The sequence below is a fragment of the Erythrobacter sp. 3-20A1M genome (assembly GCF_018636735.1).
GTDB lineage: Bacteria > Pseudomonadota > Alphaproteobacteria > Sphingomonadales > Sphingomonadaceae > Alteriqipengyuania.
On record NZ_CP045200.1, the window covers coordinates 229,647 to 251,010 of the forward strand.

Here is a 21,364-nt window from a genome sequence, read left to right on the forward strand (position 1 = left end):
CCGATAACCGCTACCCACGCTCGGTGTATTGCGATCGCGTTGGCGATCAAGCACCCTCGGCGGAAGGTCACACCCGGCTGCGCCTACCTATCCGTAATGCACTGACGCCGCTGCGCTTTTGTCTAAAGTCACACTTTTCAAACGGCGATTGTGCGTTCCATTGTCCTGTCCCCCATTCGGTTGGCGGTATCCGCCGCACGACGCGACGAGGCCATAGCGCGGATGCGCCTCCCGTTGGGGCGGGACGTCGGGGCCGCCGCGTGACATCCGCGTCGCTCGGAGATAGGCGGTAACGATGGCCGGAGATCTCGCCCCCTCACCCGAACTCGCCGATGCGCTCGTGATCCTCGGCGCAGCGGGAATCGTGATCCCGGTCTTCGCCCGGTTCCGCATCACCCCCGTGATCGGCTTCATCCTGGTCGGTATCCTCGTCGGACCGTACGGGCTGGGCCAGTTCGCGTTCGAGAACCGATGGCTCGGCTACATAACCATCGACAATCCGGAGAATCTGGAGCCCTTCGCAGAGTTCGGCATCATCCTGCTGCTGTTCACGATCGGGCTGGAGCTTTCCTTCGACCGATTATGGAAGATGCGCCGCCTCGTCTTCGGGCTCGGGGCGATGGAGTTGATCATCATCGGCAGCGTCATCGCGATCGTGCTGGCGATGATGGGACAATACTGGACCGGTGCGCTGGGGCTGGGGCTGGCGCTGGCGCTGTCCTCCACCGCCATCGTGCTGCCGATTTCGGGCACCTCCTCCTCGGTCGGGAAGGCAGCGCTTTCCATGCTGCTGTTCGAGGATATCGCGATCGTCCCGATCATCTTCCTGCTCGGCGCGCTTGCCCCCTATGCGCAGGCGGATGGGCTGTCGGGCATCTGGGATACGCTATGGCAAGGCGCGGCGGTGATCGCGGCCCTGCTGATTTTGGGCCGTTTCGGCCTCCCCCGCCTGTTCGCGCAGGCCGCCCGCACCAAGAGCCCCGAACTGTTCCTTGCCGCCAGCCTGCTGGTGGTGATCGGCGCGAGCCTCGCCACTGCCGCCACCGGCCTGTCGCCGATCGTGGGCGCGCTGATCGCCGGATTGCTGATCGCCGAAACCGAGTTCCACGGCGAGGTCGAGACGATCATGGAGCCGTTCAAGGGCCTCGCGCTGGGCGTATTCCTGCTGACCGTGGGCATGAGCATCGACTTGGTCAGCATCTGGGAGAACTTCGGCCCGATCATGCTCGCGGTGGTCCTCGTCCTTTCGTTCAAGGCACTCGTCACCGGCGTGTTGCTGCGCCTGATGGGGGCGCGCCGCAGCACTGCGACCGAGACGGGGATCCTGATGGCGAGCCCGTCGGAAACCACGCTGATCGTGCTCAGCGCTGCGGGCTCGGCCATGCTGATCCAGCCCGGCACCGCTGCGTTCTGGCAGATCGTGACCGCCATCGGGCTCACCATCACGCCCGTTCTGGCGATGATCGGACGCCTGGTGGGGCGGCATGTCGATCCCTCGCCCGTGGTGGAAGATGCGCTGGAGGACGATGCGCCACGCGTGTTCATCATCGGGGCGGGCCGCGTCGGGCGCCTGGTCGCGGACATGCTGGTCGCGCACGGCAAGCCCTATCTGGCGATCGATTCGGACGCCGACCTGATCGAGCGCGCACGCCGGGACGGCTATCGCGCCCTGTTCGGCAATGCGGCCCGCACGCGGACGCTGGAGGCGATGGATCTGGGCTCCGCCGCCGCGGTCGTCCTCACCATGGATCAGCCGGTGCTTGCGCAGCGCATCACCACCAAGCTGCGTCAGACGTTTCCCGACCTCCTCATCGTCGCCCGGGCGCGGGACAGCGAACACGCCGGCGCGCTGTACCGTGCAGGGGCGAGCCATGCGGTGCCCGAGACGCTGGAAAGCTCGCTCCAGCTGTCCGAAGCGGTGCTGACCGATATCGGCGTCGCCATGGGACCGGTGATCGCCAGCATTCATGAGAAACGCGACGAATTCCGGGCCAAAATTCAGCACGAGGGCGCGCTCGATCACACGCCCAAATTGCGGACCTCATCCGCGAACGGCTGATTTTTCGAGAACTTTCGCCCGCCCCACACATTGATGGGGAAAAGGAGAAATCATGTCCGATCAAGACCCGACCAAGCCCATCCCGAACGACGAGAAGTTCAAGCCGCAAAACGTGGCCGAACCGGGCGCGCAGACCGAGCCTCCCGCTCGCGACGGGGACAAACCTGCCGATACCGGCGGGCGCGACGTGCCCAAGGGCAGCCAGCAGAAGATCGGTCGCAAGACCGGCGGGGCACGCTAGCTCCGCAACGATAGGGTCAGGCGGCGAGCGCCTCGCGCACAGCGGCGAGCGCCGCCTCGCCCTTCGATCCATCCGGGCCGCCGCCTTGCGCCATGTCGGGGCGGCCGCCACCACCCTTCCCGCCAAGCTCGCTCACTCCAACGCGAACCAGCGCCACCGCATCGAACCGGTCAGTGAGGTCTTTGGTAACCGCAACCGCGAACGCCGCCTTGCCATCGTTGACAGCGCAGATCGCCGCGATGCCCGAACCGATACGCTGCTTCTCCTGATCGAGTAGCCCGCGCAGCTCCTTGGCTTCCAAGCCGTCGATCACCTGACCGCTGAAGGTTACGCCGGCAACCGTTTCGTCGGCCTTCGCCGCCGCTGCGCCGCCCCCGCCCAGGGCCAGCTGCTTCTTCGCGTCGGCCAGTTCCTTCTCGAGCCGCTTGCGCTCGTCCAGCAGCGCGGTAACCCGCTCGGCGACCTCTTCCGGATTGGTACGCAACGCGCTCGCCGCTTCCTTGAGCGCATCCTCGCGGTCGACGAGCCAGCGACGCGCCGCCTCTCCGGTCAGCGCTTCGATCCGGCGCACACCCGAACTGACCGCACTTTCCGACACGATCCGGAACAACTGGATATCGCCGGTCGCCTCGACATGTGTGCCACCGCACAGCTCGACCGAATAATTGCGACCGCCCTCGCCCGCCCGGCCCATCGATAGCACGCGAACTTCTTCGCCATACTTCTCACCGAACAGCGCCAGCGCACCCGCGGCGACTGCGTCGTCGGGAGACATCAGGCGTGTGGAGACGGTTTCGTTCGCCCGGATTTCCGCATTCACCTCCTCTTCGACGGCAGCGATGTCCTCTGCCGTCAACGGCTTGGGATGCGAGAAATCGAACCGCAGACGATCTTCCGCCACGAGCGATCCTTTCTGCGTCACATGATCGCCCAGCCGGTGGCGCAACGCGGCATGCACAAGGTGCGTGGCCGAATGGTTCGCCCGCACGCGTGCGCGGCGCTCGGCATCGACCTCGAGATGCACCGTATCGCCCGGCCGGACAGAACCTGCGACAACGGTGCCTTCGTGCGTGTGCAGGCGACCAAGGGGTTTACCCGTGTCGGTAACTTCGATCCTCAACCCCTCAGGAGTCGTGATGGTCCCGGTGTCCCCCGACTGACCGCCGCTTTCACCGTAAAAGGGCGTTTGGTTCGCGAGCACGGTTACCGTATCGCCTTCTTTCGCCTCTTCGACTTCCGTGCCGTCCCGGATCAGCGCGACGACACGACCCTCGCCGCTGGTCGCGGCGTAGCCGGTGAATTCGGTGGCTCCTTCGCGCTCGGCGATATCGAACCATAGCTCGCTGTCGGCGGCCTGCCCGCTACCCTTCCACGCGGCGCGCGCGGCGGCCTTCTGCTGCGCCATGGCAGCGTCGAAGCCCGCATTATCGACCGCAATGCCGCGGGTGCGCAGCGCGTCTTCGGTCAGATCATAGGGAAAACCGTAGGTGTCGTAGAGCTTGAACGCGGTCCCCCCGTCCAAGGTATCGCCCTTTCCCAGGCTCTCGGTCGCTTCGTCGAGCAGGCGAAGGCCCTTCTCCAGCGTCTGACGGAACCGCGTCTCCTCGCGCTCGAGTACTTCGCGGATGAGCGCTTCGCCGCGCGACAGCTCGGGATAGGCTTGGCCCATCTCGGTTACGAGTGCGGGGACGAGCCGGTGCATCAGCGGCTCGGCCGAGCCGAGCAGATGCGCGTGGCGCATCGCGCGACGCATGATGCGGCGCAACACATAACCGCGCCCCTCGTTAGATGGCAGCACCCCATCGGCGATAAGGAAGCTGGTCGAGCGCAGATGATCCGCGATCACCCGGTGGCTGGCGGTGTTGCCGCCCTCGGCAGCGACGCCAGTCAGATTTTCGCTCGCCGCTATCAGCGCTTTGAACGTGTCGGTATCGTAATTGTCGTGGACGCCCTGCATCACCGCGGCGATGCGTTCGAGCCCCATGCCGGTATCGATGTTCTTGTTCGGCAGATCGCCGACGATCTCTCCAGCCACCTGCTCATGCTGCATGAACACGAGGTTCCAGATCTCGATGAAGCGGTCGCCATCCTCATCGGGCGATCCGGGCGGTCCGCCTGGAATATCCTCGCCATGGTCGTAGAATATCTCCGAGCATGGACCGCACGGTCCGTCGTCGCCCATCGCCCAGAAATTGTCCTTGGTCGCGATGCGGACAATGCGATCTTCGGGCAGACCGGCGATCTTGCGCCACAGTTCGAACGCTTCGTCGTCGGTGTGATAGACCGTTGCCAACAGCTTCTCGGGGCCCAGGCCCCATTCCTTCGTCAGCAGCGTCCAAGCATGCTCGATTGCCTGTGCCTTGAAATAGTCGCCGAAGCTGAAGTTGCCCAGCATCTCGAAGAAGGTGTGGTGGCGTGCGGTGTAGCCGACATTATCGAGATCGTTGTGCTTGCCACCGGCGCGCACGCATTTCTGCGCGCTGGTGGCGGTCGGAGCCGGTCGCGGCTCAAGCCCGGTGAACACATTCTTGAACGGCACCATGCCGGCGTTGACAAACATCAATGTGGGATCGTTGTACGGCACCAACGGCGCGCTCGCGATCTCCGTGTGGCCGCGCTTGCCAAAGTAATCGAGAAAGGAACGGCGAATTTCGTTGGTCGACTGCATAAGCGGGGAGGTAAGCGCTCGCGCACGCGGTCACAAGCCGATTCGGCGCGCCTATCGTGCCGGTCGAACTCAGGCGCTAGCGGTGACGATCCAGGCCGCGGCGGAAAAGCGGAACATGGTGCCCTGCCGGTGTTCTGCTACCCAGTCTTCCAGTCGCCTGAGGGAATCATCAAGCGCCTGATGCGATAGAGAGCGGGCTTCGCGCGCAGCCCGGGGAGATGACCTGCAGATAAGAGGCAGCGTCCATGACCGGATCGGATCGGCCGATCACACCGACGGGCTACTGTCTCCCGCATCAAACGCGCCCAAACGGAAAAGCCGGCGCCGCACCATTGGAGCGGTGCGCGCCGGCCTTCCGTTTTTCCGGGCTCGCTGGAATGAGCAGGCCCGCTTGAGGAGCTTGTCGCTCAGTCCTCCGCGTCAGGACCGGTCATCATCTCCTCGGCGACATCGTCGGTCTTGCCACGGATCGCAGCCTCCAGCTTATCGCAAACTTCGGGGTGTTCCTTGAGATAGGTCTTGGCGTTCTCTCGCCCCTGGCCGATCCGGATGCTGTCATAAGAGAACCAGGAGCCGGATTTTTCCACGATCCCAGCCTTTACGCCAAGGTCGAGAATTTCGCCGATCTTAGAAATCCCCTCGCCATACATGATGTCGAACTCGACCTGCTTGAAAGGCGGAGCGACCTTGTTCTTGACCACTTTCACGCGGGTGGAGTTGCCGATGATCTCGTCCCGATCCTTGATCTGCCCGGTGCGGCGGATATCGAGCCGGACCGAGGCATAGAACTTGAGCGCGTTGCCGCCGGTCGTGGTCTCCGGATTGCCGTACATCACGCCGATCTTCATGCGCAGCTGGTTAATGAAGATCACCATGCACTTAGACCGATTGATGGAACCGGTCAGCTTGCGCAGCGACTGCGACATGAGGCGCGCCTGCAGGCCGACATGGCTGTCGCCCATCTCGCCCTCGATCTCGGCCCGCGGCACCAGCGCCGCCACCGAATCGACCACCAGCACGTCGATCGCGTTGGAGCGCACCAGTGTGTCAGTGATCTCAAGAGCCTGCTCGCCCGTATCGGGCTGCGAGACGATGAGTTCATCGATATCGACGCCCAGCTTCTTCGCGTACACCGGATCGAGCGCGTGCTCGGCGTCGACGAAGGCTGCCGTTCCGCCGTTCTTTTGCGCTTCGGCGATGACATGGAGGGCCAGCGTGGTCTTGCCCGAACTTTCCGGCCCGTAAACCTCGATCACGCGCCCCTTGGGCAGGCCGCCGACGCCGAGGGCAATGTCGAGGCCGAGCGAGCCGGTGGAGATCGCCTCCACGTTCATGGCCTCGCGCGAGCCGAGCTTCATCGCCGACCCCTTGCCGAAAGCACGATCGATCTGTGCGAGAGCGGCGTCGAGCGCCTTCTGACGGTCCACGTTGGATTCCTTTTCAACCAGCTTCAGATTGGCGGACATCGCATTGTCTCCCACGCTTTGAAAGGGTGCCGAATTCCTTTTCGACAAAAGCGTTGTACCGCGTTTGTTCTATCAGAACAAGGGGGGAACGAATTTTTCTCTGCGCACCCCGGTCAGACTTCTGCACGCGCGAACCGTAAAACGTCTCCGACCTTCTCGCTGATTTGCTGAACATTGAACGGCTTGGCGATGAAATGCATGTTGGGCACATCGATTTCCGAACGCAATTGCCCTTCGGCGTAGCCGGACATGAAGAGAACCGGCAACCTGGGTTTATGGGCGCGGATAGCACGCACCATGGCAGGCCCGTCCATTCCCGGCATGACGACATCCGACACCACAAGGTCGAACGACTGGTCTCCCCGGCTGACTGCAGCCAGCCCATCCTCGCCATTGGCACAGGCCGTGACCGTATAGCCTGCCCGTGTCAGCGCTCTTTCGGCCACAAGCCGCACCGTATCTTCGTCCTCCACCAGAAGGACCTTGCCCCCTCCCGACCATTCCCTCGCAGGCTCGGAACGCGCGGCTTCCCTTGGTTTGGGAACTTCGCCGCGATGGACCGGGAGATAGATGGTAAACCGTGCGCCCGGGTGAGAACCGGCGCTCGTTACATTGTCTGCGAAGATGAAGCCGCCCGACTGTTTCACGATGCCATAGACGGTCGACAAACCCAGTCCGGTGCCCTTCCCCTGTTCCTTGGTGGTGAAGAACGGCTCGAAAATCTTTCCGAGAATATCGGCCGGAATGCCCCCCCCGGTGTCCTGCACGATGAGGGCGGTATAGTCCGCCACCGGGAGTATCTCCGACCCCATCTTGCGCACGTCCTTCGCGGTCACCTGCCGGGTCGTCATGGTCAAACGACCGGTTCGCCCACCACCCGCCAGCATCGCATCGCGCGCGTTCACGGCGAGGTTCACGATGACCTGTTCCAGCTGACCCGGATCGGCGCGCACCGGTCCCAAATCACGATCGTGACGCACTTCGAGCTCGATCTTCTCGCCGAGCAGGCGCCTCAGCAACTGGCTCACTTCGCTGACCACGTCGGGCAGCTGCAACACCTCCGGCCGCAGCGTCTGCTGACGGCTAAAGGCGAGCAGCTGTCGCGTCAGGCTGGCCGCGCGGTTGGAATTGGTCTTGATCTGCTGGATGTCGTCGTAATCGCCATCACCCGGGGTGTGGCGCAGCAGCATGAGATCGCAATAACCGATGATGGCCGTCAGCACGTTGTTGAAATCATGCGCGACACCGCCGGCGAGCTGCCCGACCGCCTGCATTTTGGTCGCCTGCGCCATCTCTCGCCGCAACTGACCCTCTTCGCGCGAATCGACGAGGCTGATCAGGACTGCGGCCTCGCCCAACCCGCGTACGCCCGCCAAGCCGATAGACACCGGCTCGTCCGGTTCGTGCCGCAATCGGGCGGCGAAATCGCCGCTGTTCACGGAGCCCTTCCCGTAACGGCGTACCGCGTCGGCCAGCGCTGCCTTGTCCTCGCGCACCACGAGATCGGAGGGATATTGCGGCAGTCCCTCCAGCTCGCGCCCGGTTGCCCGCAGGAAAGCCTTGTTGGCAAACAGGAAGCGTCCATCCCGCTCCGTCATCGCGAGACCCATGGGCAATGCACCGAGCAACGCTTCGAGCTGCGGAGTTGCACTGGGCGCGGATATGTCCCCGGTGCCGATACCCACTCCGGCTTCCAACAACAGCATCAGCGAAGGCGCTTCATCTGCCGCAACCGCGCCTTGGGACTCGGTCGAGAGCGGCACGTGCACCAGGCTATGTGATGGCCCCTCCCTACCCTCACGCGCAAAATAGATTCTGTCGCGCTCGTCGCTACGCAACAGCGAGCTAAAATCCTGACCGGCAAGGGTCGCGTTCCGGTCGCCAACCGCCCTCTCGGCAAAGCTCAACGATACGGAGCGGATGATACCATCAGGGCCGACTATCGCCGCTTCGATACCTGCACGGCCCAGGACATTGCCGAATATCCCTGCAACGATTGCAGTTGCCTGGTCGACTGCATCGCGGTCAGAACGCGGGTGGAACCCCCAGACGAGAAAGTCGTCACCCCGCCCGGCACGCTCGGCGACAACTGTCCAGGACTGGCCTTCGTCGTCCAGGGACACCAACGCTTCCGCCCGACCATCCCGCCACGCTTCGCGCGCGAGTCTGGTCAGATCCTCCACGCTTTCGCGAGGCGCGCCGATCGCCGGGGGGGCGCAGGTTCCCCACTTGTCGGCAAAGAGGGCATTGGCACACACCAGTCGGTTGGCCCGATCGGTGATCGCCAAAGGGTGCGCGTGTTTCGCGATCGCCGCCGAAGTAACCGACCAGTCGGGGGGTGCCAGTTCGCTATCGGCACCGCTTTTCCGCCCTCGAATTCCCAGCAGCACCAAGGCCGACAGGGTCGCGAGACCCCCGGCATAGGCCAATGCCAGCAAGGCGGATCCACTCGCTAGCCAGACCAGCGCTATGCTGCCCAACAACGCAAGGACCCAGATCATTCCCTCCTGGCCCGAACCAGAAGCGCTCCGCACCTGAAGGCTCTTCATTCGCCGGCGTCCTGCGCCAGTCGCTCGCTGAGACGGCGTTCCATCGCGCGCAAGCGACGGTTGCGACGCCGCGTCACGACGATGCGCCACAGCAATCCGGAGATCAGATAACCGAGCGCCGCCGATACGATCGCGAGGACCACAAAGCCGAAGACAGTAACGCCGGCGGCTTCGAAAAAGCCACGCAGCGTCTGGAACCCCTCGGTCTCAAGCACCGCACCGCCGATGTGGCTGTCGATCGCCAGCACGCGCGCGCCGAGCCGATTGGCGACTACCACCCAGAAGGGAAACGTGAACGGATTAGTGATGAAGGTGACCGCTGCGGCCAGGGGGACATTGGCCCGGGCCGGCAGCGCCATGAAGGCGGCAAGGAAAATCTGCCCGATCGGCACGATGAAGCCGCAGAACAGACCCAAGGCCACCCCGCGCGGCACCGATCGGCGCGTAAAACGCCACAATTCGGGGCTGAGAAACCGGTGTGCGATCGGCGCGAGCCAGCGATTGCGGGCCAGCTCCTCCCGTTCGGGCATACGGCGCTTCGCCCAGTTCCCGAAACCGGATTCCCCCTCGCCTTTCATGACCAGCCGAGCTTGCACGAGGACCACGCGGCGATCAAACGTTCACGGTGAGAAGGCGAGCAGGCGACCATGGGCGTCGATATGGCGAAAACGCCATCAAAAACCACCCCTGAAACGAGCGAAATTGCTACGCGCGATCAGTTATGGTCGCGCATGATCCGCGCCTTGTCCCGCTGCCAGTCGCGATCCTTCAGATATTCCCGCTTGTCCTGCGCTTGCCGCCCCTTGGCCAGCGCAAGTTCGACCTTCGCCCGACCCTGTCGGTTAAAATAGATGCTCAGCGGCACGAGGGTCATGCCCTTGCGCTCGGTGGCACCGACTAGCCGTTCGATTTCACGCGCGTGAAGCAACAATTTGCGCGGACGGCGCGGTTCATGATTCTGCCGGTTACCATGGGTGTATTCGGGAATGTTGGCATTGATCAGCCACGCCTGCCCGTCCCGCACTTCGGCATAGCTTTCGGCAATCGACGCCTCGCCCGCGCGCAGAGCCTTTACTTCGGTTCCCTGCAACGCCAGGCCCGCCTCGAACTTGTCCTCCACGGCGTAATCGAACCGGGCGCGGCGATTCTCCGCCACGGTCTTCTGCTTGTCGAAAGTTTCTGGTTTGGGCTTGGCCATGGGGAGCGCGCATGTAGGCGCTCGAGGGCGACTAGACCAGCCCCGCGTGTTCGAGCGCCTGATCGACCGCCCTGCGCGCGTGTTCGCTGCAGGGGGTCAAGGGGAGGCGGACTTCGTCGGTCATCCCCTCCATCACGCGGCTGAGGGCGTATTTCACCGGCGCGGGGCTGCTGTCTTCGAACATCGCGTAATGCAGCGGATAAAGCTGGTCGTTGAGCCGCCGTGCTTCGATCAGATCATTATCGGCGCAGGCCTGTTGAAACCGGGCGCATAGTACCGGGGCGACATTGGCGGTCACAGAAATGCACCCCACCCCGCCGGCGGCGTTGAACGGCAGCGCCAGCTCGTCATTGCCCGACAACTGGCAGAATTCGCGTCCGATTCCCATCCGATGGTCGGCAACGCGTGACAAGTCCTCGCTCGCGTCCTTGATTGCCACGATTCGATCGGGATAGGTGTTTGCCAGATGACAGGTCGTCTCCGGCGCGATGTCGGTGACGGTCCGGCCGGGAACGTTGTAGAGGACTATCGGGAGTTCGCTGTTCTCGGCGAGGTGGCTGAAATGCGCGATCAGACCCGTCTGGCTGGGTTTGTTGTAGTAGGGTGCCACGCAGAGCCCGGCAGCCGCGCCCGCCTTGCGACTGAACTGCATGTGCAGGAGGGCGTTCTGCGTGTCGTTGCTGCCGCAGCCGGCGATGACCGGCACCCGGCCGGCGGCATGCTCGATACAGATTTCGATCACGCGGTGGTGTTCCGCATTCGACAGCGTGGAAGCTTCCCCGGTGGTGCCGCAGGGGACCAATGCCTTGCTACCGCTTTCGATCTGCCAGTCGACCAGCCGGCGAAACGTCGCCTCGTCGAACGTTCCGTCGCGAAAAGGAGTCACCAGAGCGGGGATCGAACCCGAGAACATTTACATTCGCCTTTCGTTGGAAGGATGACCCATCCAGGATAGGGTCCTTCATTCACTGCCTGATAAGGAGCCGCCGGGCACAATGTCCAGCATGACAAGATTTAAGCTCTTCGCCGCCGGTCTGGCCAGCGCAACCATACTGGCAAACGCTGCCCCCGCTTTCGCACAGGACGGGGGCAGTTGGGATCGCGCGCGTGCCGACCTGGTCGCACGCGCGCCAAGTGGAATGGCACAGGCCATCACGCGGTGGGAATATCTGATCCAGCGCAGGGATCTGCCGTTCGAAGACTACGCGTCGTTCCTGCTTACCTATCCCGATTTCCCGAAGGCCGACACGCTGCGTATCAGGGCCGAGAACGCCCTCGACGAAACGGCGCTGCCGCCCGAACGCCTGGTCGCGTATTTCGATGCGCTGCCGCCGCTGACCAATTCGGCCAAAGCGCGTTATGCATTGGCCCTAGCCACGCTGGATCGGCCCGAGGCGTTCGACGTGGCGCGCGCCGCGTGGCGTGGGGGAATGATGAGCGGCCCGTCCGAAGCGTACATGCTGGCTCTGTTCGGCCCGCGCCTGACACCCGAAGATCAGAATGCGCGAATGGATGCGCTGCTGTGGCAGGGCGAGGCTGAGGCCGCCGCACGACAGCTTAGCAACACTTCGCCCGCTGCAAGGGACGCCTTCGGGGCGCGTCTGGCCCTCATCCAGGGTAGCCCCCCTTCCGCAGCGGGTCTTGCCGAACCGGCCGGAGCACGCAGCGATCCCGGCTATGCTTACAACCTGGCGAATTACTACCGCAATTCGGGACAGCTTCCGTCCGCTATAAACCTGCTGGCGGGCCGCCAATCCTATGATGGGGTGGCGTTCGATCCGGAGGATTTCGTCGGCGTGATGCTGCGCGTCGCGCGTTCCGCGGGGAGCGATCCGGCAGTGCGCATCGCCGCGTCGGCTCCGACATTATTCGCGCCGGGCACCGATATCAGCACGATGAGCTATCGTTTGCGCGACGACTACACCTCGCTGATGTGGCTCGGCGGCACGAAGGCGTTGTGGACGCTGGGCGATGGAATGCGGGCGGCACCTCTCTTCTATCAATATGGCGCGGCGGCGCAGACGCCGCAGACCCGGTCGAAGGGCTTTTACTGGGCGGGCCTGGCTTCGCAGCGGGCAGGCGACACGGCGGAGGCCCAGCGCTATTGGAACCTCGCAGCGGCCTATCCAGACCGCTTTTACGGCCAACTCGCCTTGGCGAAGCTCGGCCGCGGCGTCCCTTCCCTCGGTCCGCAGGACGCGGTGCTGCCCGACGAGCAATCGCGGCGCGAGTTCGCCAACCGGCCCCTGACGCGCGCGGTTCGAGAGGTCGCCGTCGATGCGCCTTGGAGCACCGGCATCCAGTTCTATCGTGCCATCGCAGATCAGGCCGACACGCTGGAAGAACATCAGCTCGTGGCCGATCTGGCGCGCGACATCGGCCGGCGCGACCTGGCGGTAAATGTGGCTGAGGCTGCCGCTGCCGATGGCTACGACCGGTTCGCGGCGCAGGGTTTTCCGACCATTCCCCTGCCGGCCAATATCGACTGGACCATGACCCACGCCATCGCACGACAGGAAAGCCAGTTCGCGCAAAACGCGATCAGCCATGCGGGCGCCCGGGGCCTGATGCAGCTGATGCCCGGCACGGCACGCGAACAGGCGGGCAAGCAGGGCATTGCCTATATGTCGGCCAATCTCATCAGCGATCCGGTATACAACATGCAGCTGGGGGCCGGCTATTTCGCGCGGATGATGGACTATTTCGGGGGGTCCTATCCACTTGCCGTGGCTGCCTACAACGCCGGTCCCGGCAATGTGAACAAGTGGATTCGCGCCAACGGCGATCCGCGCACGGGTGGCATCGACTGGGTCACGTGGATCGAGCAGATTCCGATCTACGAAACCAAGAACTACGTGCAACGGGTGCTGGAAAACGCCGCGGTTTACGAACAACTCTATCCGGACAAGGCGAGCTGGAACCGGCCCCGCATGGTCGGCGACTTCCTGCGCTGATACCGCGCGCGATCGATCAATGAGGGCGACGCAGGGAAATCCCATAACTCCCGGTGGGTTCACCGCTATGAAGGCGCGCTATGACCACCTGCTGGGCACCGAACGGCCCCAGATCGTGGAGATCGTCAGCTGGGCCGCGGGAAATGGCGACCGGTCGGAGAACGGAGACTATCTCTATGGCCGCAAGAGGATGCGAGAGATCGATCGCGAGCTGGCCCATCTGGCCCGCCGGATGAAATCCGCTCGGGTCATCGATCCCGCACAGCAAACCGACACCGACCGCGCCTTCTTCGGCGCGACGGTCACACTGGCCGACGAGGACGATCGCGAGACCCGCGTGACCTTGGTCGGTGACGACGAGCAGGATGCAGGGGCCGGTCGCATCGGCTGGTCCAGTCCGCTTGCGCGCGCGATCCGCGGCGCGCAGGTCGGCGACCTCCGGACGGTGCATTTGCCTTCCGGCCCGAAGGAATGGGAAGTGGTCGAAATCGCCTATGGTTAGGCTCGCGACAACTTTTGCCATTCTCGCACTGGCCGCATTGTCGGCCCCGGCCTTTGCCAGAGACACGCTGGGCGTATTCGAAAACTGGGCGGCGTTTCGCGACCCGGAGGCACCACGCTGCTATGCCATTGCCATGCCGCGGCCCAGCCGGCTCGCTCGCGACTTCGAGCCCTATGCGAGCGTTGCAACGTGGCCCCGGCGCGATATTCGCGGCCAGGTCCATGTGCGCCTGTCCCGCAAGCTGGCGGAAGGCAAGCCGATCACCCTCATTATCAACGATCGACGCTTCCGGCTTACCGGCGGCGAAGGCGACGCTTGGGCGCAGGACGCGCGGATGGATGCAGCCATTATCTCCGCGATGCGATCGGGGGTGCGAATGATCGTGAGCGCGACCGATCTGCGCGGTCGTCGCTTTTCGGACATCTACGATCTTTCGGGGGTAGCGACGGCAATGGACGCCGCCAGCGTGGGCTGCGTGCGACGCTGACTTGAGCTCGAAAGCAAACGGCCGGAGCAAATGCCCCGGCCGTCCTGCGTACATAATTTCAGGTATTAGAAGCGTACGCCGACGCCCGCGACGACCTGATGCCGGTCGGTATCGACGTCGAACCGATCGCTGTCCGGCAGACTGCCGCCGAAATCCACTTTCGCGTCGCTATAGTTCGAATAGCGATACTCGAGCTTCGCATACATGCGCGGGTTGAAGGCGTATTCCACGCCCGCGCCCAGACGGTATCCGTCCAGCTTGTAATTGTCGTCGAAGGTCGCGGTGCCGTCATTGCTGCGAACGTTGAGCTTGGCATTGGTGTAGCCACCCTTGGCATAGATCAGCGCCTGCGGGCCGACCTTCGCGCCAACGCGCGCGCCGAGATAGATATCGCGCCCGGCCGAGACATTGCCGTAGCCGAAACCTTCGAAATCGCCGTTATCGTAGTCGGTATCGGCGGAGGAACCCATAAGTTCCGCTTCGGCACCGACGACCACCGCGCCGAGATCGACGTCGTAACCGACGGCACCGCCGTAAGTCACGCCCTCGGCCGACTGATCGTTGTCCACGTTCACATCGTCATCCACGCTGCTTCCGGCACGCAACTGATCGTAACCGGCCAGGGCCTCGACGCGCAGGCCTGTAAAAGGCGCATCGCCGACTGACTGGGCTGCGGCGGGGGACGCGACTGCAGCGACGGCAACGGCGGCGAAGAGGGGAATGGACTTTTTCATGTATGTTCTCCGTCAAAGTTCTCACGCGGTCACGACCGCATGTGAGCCAAAACGGAGCGCCGGGACAGAAAGTTTCATTAACGTAACACAACAGCAAAGCGTGACATTCTTATCACAATGGCTGGTTGAAACGTTCACCGGGTACGATGGATAGCTCAATCGGTCCTGAGCGGTGCGCCCGGCTTGGTTCCTAGGCAATCCGTCCCTATAAGACGTCGATGGCCGACACAGCGTTGATGAGCATCCCGGGACAGGTCGACCCCGTTCCCGCACCGCGCGACATAACCCCGCGCGCGGACGGTCGAAGCGATCTGATGGGGCTTCCCAAGGATCGCATCCGGGATCTGTTCGAGCAGGCGGGCCTCGATCCGAAGCAGGCGAAGCTGCGCGCCAAGCAGGTCTACCACTGGCTGTATCATCGGGGCGTCACCGATTTTGCGGAGATGACCGATATCGCCAAATCGATGCGTCCCTGGCTGACGGAGCGTTTTGTCGTCGGTCGGCCCGACGTGGTCGAGGCGCAGCACTCCTCCGACGGGACGCGCAAGTGGCTCCTCAGAACCGCCGACGGTCATGATTTCGAGATGGTGTTTATTCCTGACGCGGACCGCGGCACCTTGTGCATCTCCAGCCAGGTCGGTTGTACGCTCAATTGCCGGTTCTGCCACACCGGCACGATGCGGCTGGTTCGCAACCTCACACCTGGCGAGATTGTCGGCCAGGTGATGCTAGCGCGCGATTCACTCGGCGAATGGCCGAAGGGGCGCATGGACGGGCTCGACGAGGCCGAGACCAGCGCGCAATACACCTCCGACGGTCGGCTGCTGACCAATATCGTGCTGATGGGCATGGGTGAGCCGCTCTACAATTTCGACAATGTGCGCGATGCGATGCGGCTGGTCATGGATGGCGAGGGGCTCGCCCTGTCCAAACGCCGCATCACGCTTTCCACCAGTGGTGTGGTGCCGATGATGGACCGTTGCGGAGAAGAGATCGGCGTCAATCTCGCAGTGTCGCTTCACGCCGTGACCAAGGAGGTGCGCGACGAAATCGTGCCGATCAACCGCAAGTACGGAATCGAAGAATTGCTCGCCGCCTGCGCCGCTTACCCCGGTGCCTCGAACGCCCGGCGGATAACGTTCGAATATGTCATGCTGGACGGCAAGAACGACAGCGATGCCGACGCGCACGAACTTGTCCGGCTCCTGCGCAAGTACAACCTTCCGGCAAAGGTGAACCTGATCCCCTTCAACCCATGGCCGGGCGCGCCCTACGAATGCTCCAGTCCGGAGCGGATCCGTCGCTTCTCCGATATCGTATTCGAGGCGGGCATCAGCGCGCCGGTCCGTACCCCGCGAGGCCGCGACATCGATGCTGCCTGCGGTCAGCTCAAAACCTCCGCCCAGAAGAAAACCCGTGCGGAACGCGATCGTGACGCCGCAGCAGAGGTCGTCGAAGCAGGATGACGCCGCGCGCGGTACTCGTGACCGGCGGGGCCAAACGCATTGGAGCGACGCTGAGCCGCGCCTTTGCCGCGCGGGGCTGGCATGTGCTAATCCATTACAATTCCAGCGCGCGCGCCGCACGCGAGCTGGCGGACAGTCTGCCGAGCGCGGAGCCTGTACGGTGCGACCTGTCCGATGCCGGAGCCGCCTCTGCATTCGTCGAAGACCTTGCCGGAAAGCTTTCCGACTGGCCTCTCCTCGTCAATTCCGCGGCGGTATTCGAACCGGACACGGTCGACGCGCTCGACGAGGGTATCTTCAAGAAGGCGATGCGGGTGAACGCGCAGGCCGGAGCCGTTCTCGCACAAGCATTTTTCCGCCACGCGCGAGCCCGGTCCGGCAGGCGGTTCATTCAGTTCACCGATCAGAAGATCGAGAACATCAATCCCGATTTCTTTAGCTACACCATGAGCAAATGCGCGGCGAACGCGGAGATCGCCATGCTTTCTTCCGCGCTGTCCGACCCGCGAGACCGCGTTTACGGCCTGGCCCCCGGGGCCATTCTCGAAAGTCACGACCAGACCGAGGAGGAGGTGGCCATCTCCCATCGACTGAACCTGCTCAGACGCCGGACCGAACCCGCGGAACTGGCCGACGCAGCCCTGTTTCTCGCGGAAGGCTGGCTGGCGTCGGGGCAGACTCTGTTCGTCGACAGCGGTCAGCATCTAATGCGGCAGCCGCGCGACGTGATCTACCTCGCGCGCGAACTGATGGGCCGACCGGTCGAGGCGGCGCGGCTGTGAACCGCCATGCCCTCTCCACCCGCGTTTGGCACTGGCTGAACTTCGCCTCCCTTGTGGTCCTGTTCATGTCGGGCCTTAACATTTCCAACGCGCATCCGTGGCTGTACTGGGGGGAGTACGGCTTCGTACCCGACAATGCCTGGGCGGCCGTTCCGCGCTTCCCCGGCTGGGCGACCATTCCGGGGTACTACAGCCTGGCGGCGGCGCGCGACTGGCACATCCTCTTTGCCTGGATATTCGCCCTCACCCTCCTGTTTGGGTGGATCGCCATGCTGATGAACGGCCATTTTCGCCGAGACATCACCACGTACAGGCGCGAATGGCGCTGGCCCGCCATCCGGCGCGATATCGCGGCGCATCTGCGCCTCGATTTCGACCACGGGAAGAGCAAGTACAACTTCCTGCAGAAGGTCGCCTACGGGATCGTCCTGGGCATATTGCTGCCGGTGATGGTGCTGACCGGGATGGGAATATCGCCGGGATGGGAGCCCACGTTTTCCCCCGTCATCGAACTGCTCGGCGGCAGGCAAAGCGTGCGGTCCATACATTTCATAAGCGCCTGGGCTCTGTTCGCCTTCTTCGTGCTGCATGTTCTGCTCGTCCTCGTCTCAGGGCCGGTGCGGCAATTAAAGGCGATGATCGTCGGAGGCCGACAGGCATGAGCGGGTTCGGGCGGCGCGGCGTGATCGCCGGTATGGGAGCGCTGTTCCTTGGCGCATGCAGCAAGGTCGGCGATAGCGCCGCGGGCCGCTCGGCCTTCGCGACGGCGCAGGCTTGGCACCGGCGGGTGCAGCGCCTCGTGGGCGGTCGCGGCGGGTTGGTAAAGGAATACGCTGCCTCGCAGATTTCCCCGAGCTTCCGGGGCAACGGGACGACGGAGCCGTCTTCTCTCAGCTATCAAGCCCATGCCGCGACCGGCTTCGCCGACTGGCGGCTCCACGTGCGCGGGCTGGTCGAGCATCCGCTCAGCCTGTCGCTGGCAAATCTTCGCGGCCTCCCGCAGCGAACCCAGATCACGCGTCACGATTGCGTGGAGGGGTGGAGCGCGATCGGCCAGTGGACGGGTCCGCGCCTCTCCGTACTGCTCGAGGCGGCGGGCCTGCGGCCCGAAGCACGCTTCATCGTGTTTCGCTGCGCCGATACGTTGAACGGCACACCCTATTACGAAAGCGTCGACATGATCGACGCCTTCCATCCGCAGACGATCGTTGCCCACTCGCTCAATGGCGAGCCCCTGCCGGTGAAGAACGGCGCGCCGCTCCGCATGCGAATCGAGCGACAGCTCGGCTACAAGCATGCGAAATATCTTACCGCGATCGAGGCGGTCGCTTCGCTTGACGATATTGCGGGCGGCCAAGGCGGGTATTGGGAGGATACCACCGGCTATCAATGGTATGCTGGCGTCTGATCGCTTCGCCGCCCCGACGCCCAATATTTTCTTTTCCGCAAACCGGTTGATTATCACGCGCGCCATAGGCAGCGAACGCGTCGTGGGGAGGAGATAACGGCAAATGCGGGCACGTAATGAGCAAGACACTCCTCAAGCAGGTTCTGGGCAAGATCGTCACCGATGGGCAATTGCTCGTCGGCTTCGCTGATGGGGAGATTGCCGAGTTCGGTCGCCCGGCCGCGGGCTATCCAAATGTGACCATCCGCTTCGCCGATCGCCGGGTCCCGCGCGATATCGTGCTCGATCCACGCCTCGGCGTCGGCGAGGCATACATGGACGGGCGGTTGATCGTCGAGGAAGGCGACATCCTCGATCTGGTGACCCTCTTTCGTGCCAACACGCGGTGGGAAGATGGCAGGCGCATTGCCGCGCCAGCGACCTTGCGCCGACTGCGGGAAACGATTGAGTTCGCCGTCAGCCAGATCAACAATGCGACTTCGTCGAAACGCAATGTCGCCGCACATTACGATATTGGAAACGCCCTCTACGAGCTGATGCTCGATGCGGAGCACATGCAATACAGCTGCGCCTACTGGCCGCGCGACGACATGACGCTTGCGCAGGCGCAAGAGGCGAAGCTGGCGCATATCACTGCCAAGCTTTCGATCGAGCCCGGCAACGAGATCCTCGACATTGGATGCGGCTGGGGTGGCATGGCGATCTACCTCGCCCGCCACTTCGATTGCCGGGTGACCGGCATCACGCTGTCCGAGGAACAGGCGGCGCTCGCGCGCGAGCGGGTAGCCGAGGCCGGTCTTGCGGATCGGATCACGATCGAGTTGACCGATTACCGGGATATTCCGGGCCAGGCGCGCCAGTTCGACCGCATCGTCTCGGTCGGCATGTTCGAACATGTCGGTCGGTCCCAGTTCGACACGTTCTTCCGCACCTGCGCAGAGATACTGCGACCCAAAGGGGTGATGCTGCTGCATTCCATCGTGCGCTTCGGTCCTCCGGGATCCACCGACGCCTTTACGCGCAAGTACATATTCCCCGGAGGCTACATCCCGGCGTTGTCGGAGACCCTGGCCGCAAGCGAGAAATATCGCCTGATCGCCAGCGACGTCGAAGTACTTCGGGTTCACTACGCCAAGACGCTGCGCGAGTGGTATCGCCGGTGCATGGCGCATCGCGAGGAGATAGAGGCGCTGTTCGATGCGCGCTTCTTCCGCATGTGGACGTTCTATCTCGCAGGGGCCGCCACGGTGTTCGAGTATGGTGGGATGGGCAATTTCCAGATCCAGTATGTGCGCGACCGCCACGCCGTGCCGCTGACACGCGACTACATGGGCGAAGCGGAAAGCTCCCTTCTGCCCGTGGAAAGCTGACCTGCGATTGCAGCCTGCCAGCGGCGCTGTTACCGGCGCGCGATCCATCGGAGTACGACAATCATGACCAACGACACCCCCTCCTCCGTCAAGCGGGTTGTGCTCGCCTATTCCGGCGGACTCGACACCAGCGTCATCGCGAAATGGCTGGAGGTCGAGCGAGGCTGCGAGGTCGTGACCTTCACCGCCGATCTCGGTCAGGGCGAGGAACTGGAGCCGGCGCGCGCCAAGGCCCGGGCCATGGGTATCCCGGACGCGCATATCTTCATCGAGGATTTGCGCGAGGAGTTCGTGCGCGATTTCGTCTTCCCGATGATGCGCGCCAACGCCCGGTACGAGGGTGACTATCTGCTCGGCACCTCGATAGCGCGGCCGCTGATATCGAAGCGCCTGGTCGAGATAGCCCACGAAACCGGGGCCGATGCGATCGCCCATGGCGCGACCGGCAAGGGGAACGACCAGGTCCGCTTCGAGCTGTCCGCCTACGCACTCGATCCCGATATTCAGGTCATCGCTCCGTGGCGTGAGTGGGACCTTACCAGCCGCACCGCGCTGATTGCCTGGGCCGAAGAGCACCAGATCCAGGTGCCGAAAGACAAGCGGGGCGAAAGCCCATTCTCGACCGATGCGAACCTCCTGCATACATCTTCCGAGGGAAAGGTGCTCGAGGACCCGTGGGAAGAGACGCCCGACTATGTATATTCGCGCACCGACCACCCGGAAGATGCGCCCGAGACGCCGGAATATATCACCCTGGCCTTCGAGCGCGGCGACGGCGTGGCGCTGAACGGCGAGGCGATGAGCCCCGCCACCCTGCTCGCCGCGCTCAACGATCTGGGACGCAGGCACGGCATCGGACGGCTCGATCTGGTGGAGAACCGTTTCGTCGGGATGAAGAGCCGGGGCATGTACGAGACACCGGGCGGTGAAATCTATGCGCGCGCGCATCGGGGGATCGAGCAGATCACGCTCGACCGCGGGGCGGCTCATCTCAAGGACGAGCTGATGCCGAAATATGCGGAGCTCATTTATAACGGGTTCTGGCTCAGTCCGGAACGCGAGATGCTACAGGCCGCGATCGATCACAGCCAGCAGAAGGTGACGGGCGAAGTCCGGCTGAAACTATACAAGGGGCTGGCCAGCGTCGTCGGCCGGCGCTCGCCCCAGACGCTCTATTCCGAGGCTCATGTAACGTTCGAAGACGATGCAGGCGCGTACGATCAGCATGATGCCGAAGGGTTCATTCGCCTCAACGCGTTGCGGCTGAAGCTGCTGGCGAAGCGCGACGGTCGTTGATCGAACGGCGGTGCGCCGACCGGTTGAGTTATCCACCTCTGTCCACCGCAAAATCGGGGAAAGGTGGATAAGTCGCTCTTGCGCGACTTGAAAAAGCAATAGTCGCGGCGCAGTTTCAAACCGTCGAGAGGGCAGAAACCCACCGGAGATCGAAGGCTCTAACAGCCGGAGATCAAAGGGGAAC

At 63.5% G+C, this 21,364-nt stretch carries 18 protein-coding genes; 11 read left to right on the plus strand and 7 right to left on the minus strand.

Annotated elements, in window-relative coordinates; all coding sequences use genetic code 11:
* Positions 1-295 precede the first annotated feature (295 nt).
* Both F7D01_RS01100 and F7D01_RS01105 read left to right on the plus strand, forming a co-directional pair.
* Positions 296-2,059 carry a cation:proton antiporter gene (locus F7D01_RS01100; RefSeq protein ID WP_215228449.1) on the plus strand — a complete coding sequence of 588 codons (1,764 nt, stop codon included), beginning with the start codon at positions 296-298 and terminating at the stop codon, positions 2,057-2,059.
* Between the two features lie 52 nt (positions 2,060-2,111).
* Positions 2,112-2,300: a hypothetical protein gene (locus F7D01_RS01105; RefSeq protein WP_215228450.1), complete on the plus strand. Its 189-nt coding sequence runs from the start codon at positions 2,112-2,114 to the stop codon at positions 2,298-2,300.
* 16 nt (positions 2,301-2,316) lie between these two features.
* Here F7D01_RS01105 and alaS read toward each other — a convergent pair whose 3' ends face one another.
* From alaS to dapA, 6 genes are all read right to left on the minus strand, one after another.
* Positions 2,317-4,968, minus strand: a complete 2,652-nt coding sequence (gene alaS, locus F7D01_RS01110; RefSeq protein WP_215228451.1) for an alanine--tRNA ligase — start codon at positions 4,966-4,968, stop codon at positions 2,317-2,319.
* A 407-nt stretch (positions 4,969-5,375) separates the two neighbouring features.
* The gene (gene recA / locus F7D01_RS01115; RefSeq protein WP_215228452.1) at positions 5,376-6,434 is read right to left on the minus strand and encodes a recombinase RecA; all 1,059 of its coding nucleotides are present in this window, start codon (positions 6,432-6,434) and stop codon (positions 5,376-5,378) included.
* 113 nt (positions 6,435-6,547) lie between these two features.
* Entirely contained in the window at positions 6,548-8,983 is a 2,436-nt protein-coding gene (locus F7D01_RS01120; RefSeq protein ID WP_215228453.1) for a response regulator, read from the minus strand.
* Positions 8,980-9,513, minus strand: coding sequence for a DUF2062 domain-containing protein (locus F7D01_RS01125; RefSeq protein ID WP_215229601.1), 534 nt, complete (start codon positions 9,511-9,513; stop codon positions 8,980-8,982). Before F7D01_RS01125 ends, F7D01_RS01120 begins: the two co-directional genes overlap by 4 nt.
* Before the next feature lie 185 nt (positions 9,514-9,698).
* Positions 9,699-10,181, minus strand: coding sequence for an SsrA-binding protein SmpB (smpB, locus tag F7D01_RS01130; RefSeq protein ID WP_215228454.1), 483 nt, complete (start codon positions 10,179-10,181; stop codon positions 9,699-9,701).
* Positions 10,182-10,212: 31 nt separating this feature from the next.
* Positions 10,213-11,094: a 4-hydroxy-tetrahydrodipicolinate synthase gene (gene dapA, locus F7D01_RS01135; RefSeq protein WP_215228455.1), complete on the minus strand. Its 882-nt coding sequence runs from the start codon at positions 11,092-11,094 to the stop codon at positions 10,213-10,215.
* A 226-nt stretch (positions 11,095-11,320) separates the two neighbouring features.
* On the opposite strand from dapA, the gene F7D01_RS01140 reads away from it, so the two are divergent.
* From F7D01_RS01140 to F7D01_RS01150, 3 genes are read left to right on the plus strand one after another with little or no spacing between them, the layout of a single operon-like run.
* On the plus strand, positions 11,321-13,135 hold the full coding sequence (locus F7D01_RS01140) for a lytic transglycosylase domain-containing protein (protein ID WP_251566965.1): 1,815 nt from the start codon (positions 11,321-11,323) through the stop codon (positions 13,133-13,135).
* A gap of 19 nt (positions 13,136-13,154) precedes the next feature.
* Positions 13,155-13,637, plus strand: coding sequence for a GreA/GreB family elongation factor (locus tag F7D01_RS01145; protein ID WP_215228457.1), 483 nt, complete (start codon positions 13,155-13,157; stop codon positions 13,635-13,637).
* Positions 13,630-14,124: an invasion associated locus B family protein gene (locus F7D01_RS01150; RefSeq protein ID WP_215228458.1), complete on the plus strand. Its 495-nt coding sequence runs from the start codon at positions 13,630-13,632 to the stop codon at positions 14,122-14,124. The genes F7D01_RS01145 and F7D01_RS01150 overlap by 8 nt, the downstream gene beginning before the upstream one ends.
* A 65-nt stretch (positions 14,125-14,189) precedes the next feature.
* Here the strand turns inward: F7D01_RS01150 and F7D01_RS01155 are convergent, their stop codons facing one another.
* Positions 14,190-14,858, minus strand: coding sequence for an outer membrane protein (locus F7D01_RS01155; RefSeq protein ID WP_215228459.1), 669 nt, complete (start codon positions 14,856-14,858; stop codon positions 14,190-14,192).
* A gap of 218 nt (positions 14,859-15,076) precedes the next feature.
* On the opposite strand from F7D01_RS01155, the gene rlmN reads away from it, so the two are divergent.
* The 6 genes from rlmN to F7D01_RS01185 all read left to right on the plus strand — a co-directional run bounded on the left by rlmN (position 15,077) and on the right by F7D01_RS01185 (position 21,180).
* The gene (gene rlmN / locus F7D01_RS01160; RefSeq protein WP_215228460.1) at positions 15,077-16,324 is read left to right on the plus strand and encodes a 23S rRNA (adenine(2503)-C(2))-methyltransferase RlmN; all 1,248 of its coding nucleotides are present in this window, start codon (positions 15,077-15,079) and stop codon (positions 16,322-16,324) included.
* Positions 16,321-17,106, plus strand: a complete 786-nt coding sequence (locus tag F7D01_RS01165; RefSeq protein ID WP_215228461.1) for an SDR family oxidoreductase — start codon at positions 16,321-16,323, stop codon at positions 17,104-17,106. The genes rlmN and F7D01_RS01165 overlap by 4 nt, the downstream gene beginning before the upstream one ends.
* On the plus strand, positions 17,103-17,768 hold the full coding sequence (locus tag F7D01_RS01170) for a cytochrome b/b6 domain-containing protein (RefSeq protein ID WP_215228462.1): 666 nt from the start codon (positions 17,103-17,105) through the stop codon (positions 17,766-17,768). The genes F7D01_RS01165 and F7D01_RS01170 overlap by 4 nt, the downstream gene beginning before the upstream one ends.
* Positions 17,765-18,514, plus strand: a complete 750-nt coding sequence (locus tag F7D01_RS01175; RefSeq protein ID WP_215228463.1) for a molybdopterin-binding protein — start codon at positions 17,765-17,767, stop codon at positions 18,512-18,514. The genes F7D01_RS01170 and F7D01_RS01175 overlap by 4 nt, the downstream gene beginning before the upstream one ends.
* A 116-nt stretch (positions 18,515-18,630) precedes the next feature.
* Positions 18,631-19,884, plus strand: coding sequence for a cyclopropane-fatty-acyl-phospholipid synthase family protein (locus F7D01_RS01180; protein ID WP_215228464.1), 1,254 nt, complete (start codon positions 18,631-18,633; stop codon positions 19,882-19,884).
* Positions 19,885-19,947: 63 nt separating this feature from the next.
* A complete protein-coding gene (locus tag F7D01_RS01185) occupies positions 19,948-21,180 on the plus strand; it encodes an argininosuccinate synthase (RefSeq protein WP_215228465.1) in 1,233 nt (410 codons plus the stop codon).
* Positions 21,181-21,364: the final 184 nt, after the last annotated feature.